Consider the following 12,904-nt stretch of genomic DNA (forward strand, 5'->3'; position numbering starts at 1 on the left):
TGTCCTAAGCTGGCGGTCCCTTGGTGGAGACTGCCGAATGAAGAAAATCTGTTGTGTGGTGCTGGCCTTGCTGCCACTGACTGCGTTTGCCTACCCGATCGATGTGGAAAAACACCTCAACGGCCTGAGCATCGATTACAACGCCTATGACACCGATGCCGACATCGGTTCCATCCAGGTCAATAACTACGGCAGTACCGACGCGGCCTGCACCGTCGTGTTCCGCAACGGTCCCGAGGCACCGCGCACCCGCAAGATCGAAGTCGCCGCCGGCAAGTTCAAGAACGCCACGGCCAAGTTCAACCGCAACATCATCAAGCTGCGCATCAAGCTGACCTGTCAGCCGAAATAGGCCGCCGGCGGGGCATTTGATATTGCGTGCTCCGCTTATAAACGAAAATATCGATGCATTGCAGCAGTTATTTGCGCTTTTTCATCGATATGCTCACGTTTAACCTTCATTCCATCGACTGACAACATTCTCAGATGGAGCCTACAAGCCATGTCCCGCGTTCTGATCATCGAAAGCAGTGCCCGCCAGCAAGACTCGGTGTCCCGTCAACTGACCCAGACCTTCATCAGCCAGTGGAAAGCAGCGCACCCGGCCGATGACATCAGCGTTCGTGACTTGGCCATCAACCCGGTGCCCCACCTGGATGCCAATCTGCTGGGCGGCTGGATGAAGCCTGCCGAGCAGCGCAACGACATTGAGAACGCCTCGCTGGAGCGCTCTAATCAACTGACCGATGAGCTGCTGACCGCCGACGTGCTGGTCATGGCGGCGCCGATGTACAACTTCGCCATTCCCAGCACCTTGAAAGCCTGGCTCGACCACGTGCTGCGTGCCGGCGTGACCTTTAAATACACCCCTACAGGCCCCCAAGGCCTGCTGACCGACAAGCGCGCCTTCGTGCTCACCGCCCGTGGCGGCATTCACGCCGGTGGCAGCACCGACCATCAGGAACCCTACCTGCGCCAAGTCATGGGTTTCATCGGGATTCACGACGTGACCTTCATCCATGCCGAGGGCATGAACCTGGGCGGCGACTTCCAGGAGAAAGGGTTGAATCAGGCCAACGCCAAACTGTCCCAGGTCGCTTGATCTGTTAATCCTCAGGTAATCGCCGGGTGGTCTATTGACTTGGCGCTTCCCTTCAAACCGTTTTGCGCATCGAACCTCCCTTTGCACTTATTGCTCCTGAGTGCATCAGCCCGATTGAACGCTTTAGCGAGATCGGGCTTTTTTTTTGGGGAGATGGAAACAAAGAACCCTTAAGATGCACAGCCTTTCAATCTTGAAGGGCGGAACCGAAGCGTCACCCGGATTGGGCAAATCTCTCGATGCCTGCTGTGGTAATTTATGCGCGCAATTGCAGTAGGGAGACTGTGATATGTTCAACCTCAAACGGAAAACATGGGCTTTATTCCTGGCCTATCTCTTAGGGGCGAGTGGCTACATCTACTACCTCTATGTCGAGACGCAAAGCGTCCTTACTGACAATATCAACAATAAATTGCTGCATGCCGCGCTGGGCGCTTCGGCCATCCTCGGCGACCGTTACCATGACAACCTGGTCGATAAACATTCCAAAACCCAGGCGCAAGACTGGGACACCATCGAGCGGCTCTCCAGCTTCAACGAGTCCATGGGCACTGCTTTTGTCTATAGCGTGATCCAGCGAGGTGGAGAGGCTTATCTGGTCAGCTCCAGCGCATCGAAGGAAGAAATTCAAGCGGGGAATTTCGTGCGCTTTTTCGATCCGTATCCCGATGCCAGCCAAGCCTTACTCGACAGTTTCAAACGCACCGAGCCAACCTGGATCGATTATTCGGATCATTGGGGGGATTTTCGCGCGGTCTTTGTGCCACTGAAATCACAAGACGGTACGGTGTACGTTGTCGGGGCGGAAATTACCTTGGCGGAGTACTACCGACAACTTAATCATGACTCCCTCTACCATATCATCCTGGCCATTCTGGTATTTCTCGCTTTGATCCTTTTGCGCATGCGTGCGCATGTCCAGCAACTGCGAGTCAACGAACAGGTATTGAATCAGGCAAAAAATGCCGCCGAAGAGGCGGATCGTTCAAAAACCCGGTTTCTGGCCACCATGAGCCATGAAATTCGCACCCCTATGTACGGCGTCATCGGCGCGACCGAGCTGCTGGCGAAGTCGGAACTGAATCCTGAGCAGCGCCGCCTGTTAAAAACCATTCATGGCAGTGGACGAACACTGTTGTCGCTTATTGATAACATTCTCGATCTGGCAAAAATCGAAGCGGGCAAACTTGAGTTGAAGCCTTGTGTGTTCGATGTGAGAACACTGGTTTCATCCAGTCTTGAAATGATCCGACAAAATATCCAGGGTAAACCAATCGTCCTTGAGGCCAAGGTCTCGGCGGACGTACCGCCCTTGGTCAAAACCGATATCGAGTGTCTTCGCCAAATATTGATCAACTTGCTGGGCAACGCCGTCAAGTTTACCGAAAGCGGCGAGGTCTCGCTCACGGTCTCCACCATCGGTCACGGCCCTCAAGCCCGGCTCGACTTTTCCATCCGCGATACCGGCATTGGCATTCCCCTGGAGCGGCAGAACAGCCTGTTCAAGCCCTTTGCCCAGTTTAAAGAGCCGGTCAGCCAAGGTTTTACCGGAAGTGGGCTGGGGCTTTCCATCTGCAAGACACTGGTTGAGGCGCAGCAGGGAACCTTGTCCTTTACCAGCCAGCCAGGAGCCGGATCGACGTTTTGCTTCTCGCTTCCCCTAACGCTTTTTTCAGTCTCGGAAATACCCCACGGAAACGATCGCGCCGCGGTGAGTTTCGACGCCTCTTTTGCCGAGGATTACCCGCTGGATATCCTGCTGGTGGAAAATCATCCCGTGAGCCAGAAAGTTGCCATGGCGATGCTACAAGAGCTGGGCTATGTACCTGACTTGGCATCCAACGGGCGGGAGGCGGTCGATCAGTGCAGGGTTTCGACGCCGGAGATCATTTTCATGGACATCAACATGCCCATCATGGACGGACTGGAGGCTATCCATGGCATCCGTGAACTCCCGGGGGGCGATACCTGCTACATCGTGGCTTTCACCGCGAGCGCCTTTTCCAGCGAGATAGAACGTTTCAGGGCCGCGGGTGCCGACGACATCCTGACCAAGCCGGCGAACTTTCAGGCGTTGACCCGTGTGCTTCAGCGTGCCGCCAACCACCGGCGCCAGCGTCAGGCCAATCCTTGGGTCGTGGATGAAACGCCAAGTTAGTGGAGGACCTGTGGGAGCGAGCTTGCTCGCGATGGCGATGGGTCAGAATATTGACTGACACTCCGCAATCGCAAGCACGCTCGCTCCCACCGTTCAAAACCGCTATCTTCGCCGCCATTCGAAACGAGGGGCGGTATGGGCTATCTACTGTTTGTGACCTTGATCCAGGCGTTTTCCTTCAGCCTGATCGGTGAATACCTGGCCGGGCATGTGGACAGTTATTTCGCGGTGCTGGTGCGCGTGGTACTGGCGGGACTGGTGTTCATTCCCTTGACGCGCTGGCGCCAGGTGGAACCGTCGTTCATGCGCGGCATGCTGTTGATCGGCGCCTTGCAGTTCGGCGTGACCTACGTGTGCTTGTACCTGAGCTTCCGGGTGTTGACCGTGCCGGAAGTACTGCTTTTCACCATTCTCACCCCCCTGCACGTGACCTTGATCGAAGACGCGCTGAACCGCCGCTTCAATCCCTGGGCGCTGATCGCGGCGCTGGTGGCCGTGGCCGGCGCGGCGGTGATTCGCTACGACCGGATCAACCCGGATTTCTTCATGGGCTTCTTGCTGTTGCAACTGGCCAACTTCACCTACGCGGCCGGGCAGGTGCTGTACAAACACCTGGTGGCCCGCCATCCGAGCGACCTGCCGCATTACCGGCGCTTCGGTTATTTCTATCTCGGTGCGCTGATGGTGGCGTTGCCGGCTTTCCTGTTGTTCGGCAAGGCCAACTTCTGGCCTGAAGCACCGCTGCAATGGGGCGTGTTGATGTTCCTCGGCCTGGTCTCCACCGCCCTGGGGCTGTACTGGTGGAACAAAGGTGCATGCCTGGTCAACGGCGGGACGCTGGCGGTGATGAACAACCTGCATGTGCCGGTGGGGCTGCTGGTGAACCTGCTGATCTGGAACCAGCATGAGGCGTTGGGGCGGTTGCTGTTGGGTGGGTCGGTGATATTGGCGGCGGTGTGGATCAGTCGGTTGGGGGTCCGCCAACCTCAGCCTGCGTACTGACCCCCTTGTGGGAGCGAGCCTGCTCGCGAACGCGTCGTGTCAGTCGGTATATCAGTCGTCTGGCACTCCGCTTTCGCGAGCAGGCTCGCTCCCACAAGGGATCTCCAGTGTTTGAGGGGCATGCCGTTTGAGGTCAGACCACCTGCTTCTGCGGCTCCGGCAGGTGGCTTGCCCCCAGCACCGCCGGTAACAACCCCGAGCGCAGGTCCGTGCCGCTTGGCTGCTGGTACAGGTTCAACCCGAACTCCGGCATCACCGCCAGCAAGTAATCGAAAATATCCCCCTGGATGCGTTCGTAGTCCGCCCACGCGGTGGTGCGGGTGAAGCAGTAGATTTCCAGCGGGATGCCCTGGGCGGTGGTCTGCATCTGCCGGACCATGCAGGTCATGTTCGGCTGGATCTCCGGGTGGCTCTTCAAATAGGCCAGGGCATAGGCGCGGAAGGTGCCCAGGTTGGTCATCCGCCGACGGTTGGCCGACATCGCCGCGACGTTGCCCTGAGCCTCGTTCCAGGCCTTGAGTTCAGCCTGCTTGCGGCTGATGTAGTCGGTCAGCAGGCGGACCTGGGTCATGCGCTGTTCTTCCTCGTCATGCAGGAAGCGCACGCCGCTGGCGTCGATGAACAGGCTGCGCTTGATCCGTCGCCCACCGGACTGCTGCATGCCGCGCCAGTTCTTGAACGACTCGGACATCAGGCGCCAGGTGGGGATCGAAACGATGGTCTTGTCGAAGTTCTGCACCTTGACCGTGTGCAACGTGATGTCCACCACATCACCGTCGGCGCCAACCTGGGGCATCTCGATCCAGTCGCCGACCCGCAGCATGTCGTTGCTGGTCAACTGCACGCTGGCGACGAACGACAGCAGGGTGTCCTTGTAGACCAACAGGATCACCGCCGACATTGCACCCAGGCCTGACAGCAGCAACAGTGGCGAACGGTCGATCAGCGTGGCGACGATGATGATCGCGCCAAACACATACAGCACCATCTTCGTCAGTTGCACGTAGCCTTTGATCGAGCGAGTCCGCGCGTGTTCGGTGCGTGCGTAGACGTCCAGCAGGGCGCTGAGCAGGGCACTGAGGCTCAGCACCATGAACAGGATGGTGAACGCCAGGGCGACATTGCCCAGGAAAATCATGCTGGTCTTGCTCAGTTCCGGCACCAGGTGCAGGCCGAATTGAATGATCAGTGACGGCGTCATCTGTGCCAGGCGATGAAAGACCTTGTTCTGGCGCAGGTCGTTGACCCAATGCAAGGCTGGCTGGCGCCCAAGCAATTTGGCGGCGTGCAGGATCAGGTAGCGCGCCACGCGTCCGAGCACCAGGGCGATGACCAGCAGCAACATCAGGGCGAGGCTGGAATGCAGGATCGGGTGCTGGTCAAGGGCACCCCAGAGGTCTTGAATATTGATCCAGAGTTGTTTGATGTCCATGGACGAAACGATTCTTCTATAAAGACGCGACGGTGCGATTAGAGCATTTAAGCCCGGTCAAGTGACCGTTGATGCAATAACAGCTGATAAAAATGCACTGATTTACCGCCGTTTGTATAAAGAAACTCGGCCTTCGCGTTCGAAACCGTTACCCTATGCAGCTGTTTTTTTGCATTTCTTCGAGGTAGCACCCGTGTTTTCCCAATTCGCCCTGCACGAACGCCTGCTCAAAGCCGTGGCCGAGCTTAAATTTGTCGAGCCAACGCCGGTGCAGGCAGCGGCTATCCCGCTCGCGCTCCAAGGGCGTGACCTGCGGGTAACGGCGCAAACCGGCAGCGGCAAGACCGCCGCGTTCGTGCTGCCGATCCTCAACCGCCTGATCGGCCCGGCCAAGGTTCGCGTCAGCATCAAGACCCTGATCCTGCTGCCGACCCGTGAACTGGCCCAGCAGACCTTGAAGGAAGTGGAGCGCTTCTCGCAATTCACCTTCATCAAGTCCGGCCTGATCACCGGCGGCGAAGATTTCAAGGTCCAGGCCGCCATGCTGCGCAAGGTGCCGGACATCCTGATCGGCACGCCGGGGCGGATGATCGAGCAGTTGAACGCCGGCAATCTCGACCTCAAGGAAGTCGAAGTGCTGGTGCTGGACGAAGCCGACCGCATGCTCGACATGGGCTTTGCCGAAGACGTGCAGCGCCTGGTGGACGAATGCGTCAACCGCCAGCAGACCATGCTGTTCTCCGCCACCACTGGTGGTTCGGGCCTGCGCGAGATGATCGCCAAGGTGCTGAACAACCCTGAGCACCTGCAGCTCAACGCGGTCAGCCAACTGAACTCCACCACCCGTCAGCAGATCATCACTGCCGACCACAACCAGCACAAAGAGCAGATCGTCAACTGGTTGCTGGCCAACGAAACCTACGAAAAAGCCATCGTCTTCACCAACACCCGGGCCATGGCCGACCGCATCTACGGCCGCCTGGTGGCCCAGGAATACAAGGCGTTCGTGCTGCACGGCGAGAAAGACCAGAAGGACCGCAAGCTGGCCATCGACCGCCTCAAGCAGGGCGGCGTGAAGATCCTCGTCGCGACCGACGTCGCTGCCCGCGGCCTGGACGTGGATGGCCTGGACATGGTCATCAACTTCGACATGCCCCGCAGCGGTGACGAATACGTGCACCGCATCGGTCGGACCGGCCGCGCCGGCAACGACGGCCTGGCGATCTCGCTGATCTGCCACGGCGACTGGAACCTGATGTCGAGCATCGAGCGCTACCTCAAGCAGAGCTTCGAGCGCCGCACCATCAAGGAAGTCAAAGGCACCTACGGCGGACCGAAAAAGGTCAAGGCGTCGGGCAAGGCCGTTGGTGTGAAGAAGAAAAAGGTCGACGCCAAGGGCGACAAGAAGAAGACCGGTGCCAAGGCCCCGACCAAGCGCAAGACCGCCAACCGCCCGAAGACCGACGCCCCGTCGCTGGTCAGCAAGGACGGCATGGCCCCGCTCAAGCGCCGCAAGCCAGAGGCGCCGGCGGCTGAGTGAGTCGGCGTTAGCGCTTGATAAAAAAACCGGACCTTGGGTCCGGTTTTTTTTATGGGCGGTTACTCAGCCTTACGTCCAGCACAGGCTCTTGTGGCGAGGGAGCTTGCTCCCGCTGGGCTGCGCAGCAGCCCCGAGAGGGTCACTGGTTTATCAGCCCTCATGTTGACGCTCAGGTTTGGGGGCGCTTCGCACCCCAGCGGGAGCAAGCTCCCTCGCCACAAAAGCTGGCCATGCTCGCTCGGCGATCACTCCGCTTTCCTCTGCGCCTCTTCCAGCTCCTGCAGGCGCTCATCGATCAACTGGCACTTATCCGGCACATCCTTGCTGGATGTTTCCAGATCCATAGCCTTCAACTCGTCATTCATCTCCTTGGCCTTGGACGGATCCTGTTCGGTGAGCTTGGCGATTTTATCCGCCAGTTGTTCACGCTTGATGGTCGCCTCCTCAGGTGTGCAAGCGGCCCAGGCGGGCAGGGCACAACTGAGGGTGGCGGCGAGGGTGAGCGTCAGGAGGGTTTTCATGGCAGGGCCTCATATTCCTTGTTGGGCAGGTAATGGGTTGAGGCCCGGGTCGGGTGGAAAGTTCACCCTAAGCCGACGTCGCTTGAGATCTTTTTTGAGGTTCCCCTCGCTGATATTAAACCGTCGACTACCATGGAAGATGCGCCCGCTGCACATCTGCTTCCCACTCCATGCGTAGCCATGAATAAAACGGAGGTGACTACAAAAACGGTTGAGCCTGGACACTTCGCTGTCGGTACGGATCATGTTTAGCAAATGGAATAACTATCCAGGCATATGTATGACCTGAGGTAGTCAATCACTCAAGGAATGAAACCTATGAGCCTTAGAACGATACTCGGTCGGATGATGTTGTGTCTGTGTGGTTTATCTGTGCTCTCATCGGCTTATGCGGAGAGACTGATTACCGCCACGCCGCTCTTACAAGGTGGCGGAATTATCGTCGATGTCTTTGATGATCCAGCTGCCTCAAGCGACAAGCCTTCTTCGACGACCACTGTGCCATTCAAAACCACATACACTGTTCCGGTGGTGCAGTCGTTCAAGGGCCAGGTCTATATGTTCTGGACCAGTAAAGATGATCAGAAAAAAATCTTTTATTCCACTTCAGTAGAGGGGAAAAACTGGTCCGCTCCAAAATTCATCCCGGTCGGCAGCATCTTGACCGATGTCTCGGCAACCGTATTCAAGCAAAAACTGGTACTGACCTTTGCTGATGCGCAAGGTCGCTTAAATACTATCAGCTCCTTGGATGGCACCGGCTGGCCGCCTGCTGTCAGCCTTGTTCCGACCGTCCATAGGGCCGCGAACAACAAGCCTGTCGTCTATAACGGTCAGTTGTTCGTCTTGTATAACGAAAACAGTGGTAAGGCTGCTTATTACGTGACCTATGATGGCCTTAAATGGAGCTCGGAAAAAACCGCTTTCCAAGAAAGTCCTGACACGATCGTGAATCTGGTACCTGTCGTCTACAACGGTGCTTTGAGGGTTTATTACACTTTTTTTAACGGCGGCCTGTTCGAGCGTACTTATGACCGGGGTGGTAGCTGGGGCGAGAAGCAGAGACTGAGGGGTATACCTGGCAGTTCCCTGAACAGTGCAGTGATGGTCAATGAGCGCTTGTTCATCAGCAGTGGCCCCAATATTTTTTATACCACCGGTTCAACCGGCCCAACCGGTTCAATCAATGGACTTGAATGGGCGCCCTATTTCGCTTATTCCGGACGTTCCGCCTTTCCCTCGGGATTGGGCGTTTCCTATGCCATTACCACAAGCGATCTCACTGGGGACAACCCGCAACTGCCTGCTGACCTGGCGACGGGCCTTAGCCATACTGACTATGCAACCTTCGCCTGGCGGAGCTTTTTTGCTTTGAACAACACCGCCATGACGCCGTTACCGGCTAAGCGGGGTGTCGGCAATCCCGGCAGCAGCTTTGCCGATTCGGGCAAGGCCTCACAGTCTCCAACCCCTTTGTTGTGGCAAACCTTCGCCCACCGCAGCGAGTTGTTTCCGGCGGTAGGGTTCAATCCCGTTGGCGGTCCTACGCGTTCTTATGGTTCTGAGCCGCAATACACCTACACCCAGTTCCTCCAGAAGAAGATCCGGATGGCGCCAAGTACGGACTTCACCCTTTACAACAATCTGGATGAGGCGACCCAAATAGGACAAAACGCTATTTTCTTCCCGGTTAAGCCTCCCGATGCGGCGAAGACAACCGATGCACGCGGCGTCTACGCGCCTTCAAACGACAGCCAGATCCTGTTCGAGGCCAAGGCCAACCCCGTTGTTTACAACTATGCGAAAGGCCTGACCCGTTATCCCGATCATATTGTGCTGCCCGACGGCGCGGTGGAGGTCAAGGCGGCATGGCGCAAGCTGGCCGACATCCCGGTAGCGGATCGCGGGCGTTACCATACGGCGACAGTGGTGACCTATAAGGGCCTCGACAGTGACCCGGAGGCGCAGAACGAAGACTACGCACTGGTCGCTTTGCATATCATCCATAAGACGGCCAACTACCCAACCTTCATCTTCGCTACGTTCGAGCACGAAGATGCCCTGACATTACCCGACGGTAAATCGCCGACCGGGCTCTACTACATCGCCAACTACAACAAGATTGCCTACCCCGGTTTTATCCCTTCCCCGACTGCCCCGTCCCCGTCCGCCACTTTCTCCGACGGTGGGAGCGAACCCCATAAGGTTTTCCTGCCGGAGGAGGGCCCAGTCGCAAACGCGAAACTTGATCCGCCGGTCTACTCCGGCAGCAACGGGATCCCCGAAGGGCAAGCCGGCCCGATCAAGGTCGTGCAACCGCTCACCATCCATTCAGAAGTCAAGGCGGTGAACGACCAGGTCAAGCAGCTCATGGACGGCAGCAGCGAATTCAACAATTCGGTCTGGAAGCACTATCGGCTCAAAGGCGTGCAGGCCATCCCGTCGAGCACCTCAACCGACCCGGATTACTACCTGGCCAATATCATGGTCGAAAGCAGCCAGCCGGGAATCCAGCTGTTTCAAGGTAGCAACGTCTTTCCGATTGGGGATAACAACACCCTGATCAATGCCCGCAACCAGCCGAACATCAAGGTGCCGGATTACGACCACAGCACTCAAAGCCTGACCATGGGCGGCTGCATGGGATGTCACGGCATCGCCCAGAGTTCGCTGAAACAAGGTTTCAGCTTTCTGTTCGATGCGATCAACCCCACGTTCGCCAAAGGCGTCACCGGCTTCGCGGGTCCAGAAACCGTAGGCTTGCCTGATCCGCGAACCTCGAAGGCACGGGCGCTGAAATACTCTTTCGGTCCTCAGAATACTGCTGCCGTTGAGGAGGCGAGCAAGTAGTCGTCGAATCCTTGCTTTCTGAGGTAGATGCCTAGCTCTTCCATAAAGAACCGGACCTTGAGTCCGGTTTTTTGATCATTTTGCTCTCCGCGCATATGAAAACGGGCGACCCAATGATCGCCCGTTTTCGTTACCCAGCAGCCTGCACCCGCAGCCGCCTCCCTATTACGTCCATCACATCACACCCATCGCGCAACGCTATGGTCAACATCTTGCAAAAGTCCGAAAGCACTACCGTATCGGAGCTGATATCCGAGCGGAAGGCGATGTTTTCCAGCAGTTGGGTCACGGTGCGGATGCGGTAGTCCATTTGTCGGCTTAAAGCGGGCGACTGCTGCGCAGTCGAGCGGGAGCAAGCTCCCTCGCCACGGGGTGGTTCGATCTCAGATGGAACGCCGCTTTGCACACCGTTTTACCGAACGTGCTGAACCACGGTTGAAAAAATATCAATGTGCCACTAATCATTTGCCCACCACTGCCGACATAAGCAACATCATTTTTAATCATAAGGACTTGGATTACATGCCTTTTCATACGCTTCGCACCCTGGCGGCACTGACATTGCTTGCCTGCTTGACGCTCACCGGATGCGCCCACGTTCAGCCCCCGGTACCGCTGGACCATCAATTCTGGGATGCCAAGGAGCCAACGATCGGGGTGGCGATTTCCGTGGTGCCGGAACCTGTGCTGGCCTTGACCGGCAACCAGGGCATTCTGGATCTCGCCATCAACACGGGCGTCAACAGCAAGCTCAGCGACAATGTCGAAAAATGGCAAGTGCGCGACCTCAACACGCTACCCGATGTCATTGTTGCCAAGTTGCAGGCCAAGGGTTACAAGGCCAAAAGAATCAACGAGCCCGTTGACCTGAAGACCTATAAGGAGGTCAGTTTCCGCGAAGGCTACACGGTCCGCGACCTGACACCGATCAAGGCGACTTACGGTGTTGATCGTCTGCTCTTGATCAACATCCTGGGCACCGGGGCCACTCGCAGTTATTACAGCATTGTACCTACCAGCGTTCCGATGGCGCAGGTGGGCGGGCAGGGCATGGTCGTCGATCTGGCCGATAACAAACTGCTGTGGTTCAAACCTTTTTCGGTGGTGCAGGCGGCTCAAGGCGAGTGGGACGAGCCGACCTACACTAATCTGACCAACGCCTTCTACCAGGCGATGGACACGAGCCGGCAGCAAATGATCACCCCGTTCGAACAATGAAGTGCTCGCTAATATCGGTTGGTGCGCTGCTTCTGCTGATGCTGGTTGGCTGTGCGCAGAAGCCGGCGCCGCAGACCGGTTTCAAGTCGCAAGAGGCGGTGTCCTACATCCAGGCCCATGGGGTCAAAGTGGATATGCAGTTGCCTCAGGCATTCGTCGGTGCCAGCACGGTGATCGACGCTGAGAGCGCACAGAAAGCCGCGTCGTCGAGTCATAATCTGATCGCGAGTTCCGGCAACAGCGCCGGACTCGCCGGTTTGCTGGTTGCCAGCCTGATCAACACCCAGATGGGCAGCGGCAGTTTGCAGCGGGATGCGGAAAACGCTGCAGCCAAGGAGTCGCGCCCGATGGCTGACTTGCTTGCCGGTGTGCCGTTGCAGGAGCGTCTGCAACAGCGTTTCCAGCAGGCTTCGCTAACCGCGGGCCTCAAGCAGGGGAGCGGGGACGTCAGCGCGCGACTGGTGATAGAACCAAAAATGATGCTTACACCCGATCGCGGCAGTTTCGTGCTGATCAATCAGGTGCAGGTCCAGGACATTGCCGGCTCCGCGCTGTATCGCATGCGCATCGAAGTCACCAGCCAGCCGATTCGACGCTGCGGCAAACGTTGCATCGATGACGGCGGTCTGGACCTGGCGCAAGTCACGGCGGTACTCGACGAGTGCATCGACGAGTCGATGCGAGTACTGGCCACGGACCTGATGTTAGCGCCGCCGCCGGAAGCCGCTCAGGAAACCTTGCGCTATGTGCTCGACGGCCAACGTGTGGTCGAGCGTGGTTATCAACTGCCCAACAACGGCAATTACTGGCGCTACCGTAACCTTTACGGCGCGGTGAAATCAGTGCCGGTGCCGTTCGAGGACGCCTTGACGGGGGAACAGTTGGAGAGGGTCTATGGCGCGCCCCATCTCCGTTAAAAACACCTGTCGCGCGTCATTCAAGCTGTTTCGCTCGTGCAGATAACCAACGACGGCTACCACTCTGGCGAGGATGGCAGTGGTAGTTGTCGGCTTTGGCTCAGGCAAAGCAAGCGACTGCTACGCAGTCGAGCGGGAGCAAGCCCCTAGCCCCAGGGATCGCG

Annotated in this window: 11 protein-coding genes; 8 read left to right on the top strand and 3 right to left on the bottom strand. The window is 57.5% G+C overall.

Translation table 11 applies throughout. The annotated features are described in order from the left end of the window. Positions 1-37 precede the first annotated feature (37 nt). The 4 genes from J3361_RS22825 (at position 38) to J3361_RS22840 (ending at position 4,262) form a co-directional block, all read left to right on the top strand. A complete protein-coding gene (locus tag J3361_RS22825; protein ID WP_207966427.1) occupies positions 38-352 on the top strand; it encodes a 3-phosphoglycerate kinase in 315 nt (104 codons plus the stop codon). 150 nt (positions 353-502) lie between these two features. Continuing rightward, a complete protein-coding gene (locus J3361_RS22830; RefSeq protein ID WP_207966428.1) occupies positions 503-1,102 on the top strand; it encodes an FMN-dependent NADH-azoreductase in 600 nt (199 codons plus the stop codon). Positions 1,103-1,391: 289 nt separating this feature from the next. After that, positions 1,392-3,260 carry an ATP-binding protein gene (locus tag J3361_RS22835; RefSeq protein ID WP_207966429.1) on the top strand — a complete coding sequence of 623 codons (1,869 nt, stop codon included), beginning with the start codon at positions 1,392-1,394 and terminating at the stop codon, positions 3,258-3,260. A gap of 135 nt (positions 3,261-3,395) precedes the next feature. After that, positions 3,396-4,262 carry a carboxylate/amino acid/amine transporter gene (locus tag J3361_RS22840; protein ID WP_207966430.1) on the top strand — a complete coding sequence of 289 codons (867 nt, stop codon included), beginning with the start codon at positions 3,396-3,398 and terminating at the stop codon, positions 4,260-4,262. 133 nt (positions 4,263-4,395) lie between these two features. Here the strand turns inward: J3361_RS22840 and J3361_RS22845 are convergent, their stop codons facing one another. Then, the gene (locus tag J3361_RS22845) at positions 4,396-5,694 is read right to left on the bottom strand and encodes a mechanosensitive ion channel family protein (RefSeq protein WP_207966431.1); all 1,299 of its coding nucleotides are present in this window, start codon (positions 5,692-5,694) and stop codon (positions 4,396-4,398) included. Between the two features lie 193 nt (positions 5,695-5,887). Here J3361_RS22845 and J3361_RS22850 point away from each other — a divergent pair, with 193 nt between their 5' ends. Continuing rightward, entirely contained in the window at positions 5,888-7,234 is a 1,347-nt protein-coding gene (locus J3361_RS22850) for a DEAD/DEAH box helicase (protein ID WP_060738709.1), read from the top strand. Positions 7,235-7,479: 245 nt separating this feature from the next. On the opposite strand, the gene J3361_RS22855 is transcribed toward J3361_RS22850, so the two are convergent. Continuing rightward, positions 7,480-7,755, bottom strand: coding sequence for a hypothetical protein (locus J3361_RS22855; RefSeq protein ID WP_207966432.1), 276 nt, complete (start codon positions 7,753-7,755; stop codon positions 7,480-7,482). A 318-nt stretch (positions 7,756-8,073) separates the two neighbouring features. Here J3361_RS22855 and J3361_RS22860 point away from each other — a divergent pair, with 318 nt between their 5' ends. Next, the gene (locus J3361_RS22860; protein WP_207966433.1) at positions 8,074-10,605 is read left to right on the top strand and encodes an exo-alpha-sialidase; all 2,532 of its coding nucleotides are present in this window, start codon (positions 8,074-8,076) and stop codon (positions 10,603-10,605) included. A gap of 130 nt (positions 10,606-10,735) precedes the next feature. Here the strand turns inward: J3361_RS22860 and J3361_RS22865 are convergent, their stop codons facing one another. Further along, positions 10,736-10,915 (bottom strand): hypothetical protein, encoded by a 180-nt coding sequence (locus tag J3361_RS22865; RefSeq protein WP_207966456.1) that lies wholly within the window; start codon positions 10,913-10,915, stop codon positions 10,736-10,738. Positions 10,916-11,127: 212 nt separating this feature from the next. Between J3361_RS22865 and J3361_RS22870 the strand changes: the two genes are divergently transcribed. Then, positions 11,128-11,823, top strand: a complete 696-nt coding sequence (locus J3361_RS22870; RefSeq protein ID WP_207966454.1) for a hypothetical protein — start codon at positions 11,128-11,130, stop codon at positions 11,821-11,823. Next, on the top strand, positions 11,820-12,740 hold the full coding sequence (locus tag J3361_RS22875) for a hypothetical protein (RefSeq protein WP_207966434.1): 921 nt from the start codon (positions 11,820-11,822) through the stop codon (positions 12,738-12,740). The genes J3361_RS22870 and J3361_RS22875 overlap by 4 nt, the downstream gene beginning before the upstream one ends. The last annotated feature ends 164 nt before the right edge of the window (positions 12,741-12,904 follow it).

It is taken from the genome of Pseudomonas sp. OA65 (genome assembly GCF_017498305.1).
Classification (GTDB): domain Bacteria; phylum Pseudomonadota; class Gammaproteobacteria; order Pseudomonadales; family Pseudomonadaceae; genus Aquipseudomonas; species Aquipseudomonas zanjanensis.

Excerpts from the sequence above, each read along its gene's own strand:
- J3361_RS22825 (WP_207966427.1), top strand. The coding sequence starts at position 38 with ATGAAGAAAATCTGTTGTGTGGTGCTGGCCTTGCTGCCACTGACTGCG.
- J3361_RS22830 (WP_207966428.1), top strand. The coding sequence starts at position 503 with ATGTCCCGCGTTCTGATCATCGAAAGCAGTGCCCGCCAGCAAGACTCG.
- J3361_RS22835 (WP_207966429.1), top strand. The coding sequence starts at position 1,392 with ATGTTCAACCTCAAACGGAAAACATGGGCTTTATTCCTGGCCTATCTC.
- J3361_RS22840 (WP_207966430.1), top strand. The coding sequence starts at position 3,396 with ATGGGCTATCTACTGTTTGTGACCTTGATCCAGGCGTTTTCCTTCAGC.
- J3361_RS22845 (WP_207966431.1), bottom strand. The coding sequence starts at position 5,694 with ATGGACATCAAACAACTCTGGATCAATATTCAAGACCTCTGGGGTGCC.
- J3361_RS22855 (WP_207966432.1), bottom strand. The coding sequence starts at position 7,755 with ATGAAAACCCTCCTGACGCTCACCCTCGCCGCCACCCTCAGTTGTGCC.
- J3361_RS22860 (WP_207966433.1), top strand. The coding sequence starts at position 8,074 with ATGAGCCTTAGAACGATACTCGGTCGGATGATGTTGTGTCTGTGTGGT.
- J3361_RS22865 (WP_207966456.1), bottom strand. The coding sequence starts at position 10,915 with ATGGACTACCGCATCCGCACCGTGACCCAACTGCTGGAAAACATCGCC.
- J3361_RS22870 (WP_207966454.1), top strand. The coding sequence starts at position 11,128 with ATGCCTTTTCATACGCTTCGCACCCTGGCGGCACTGACATTGCTTGCC.
- J3361_RS22875 (WP_207966434.1), top strand. The coding sequence starts at position 11,820 with ATGAAGTGCTCGCTAATATCGGTTGGTGCGCTGCTTCTGCTGATGCTG.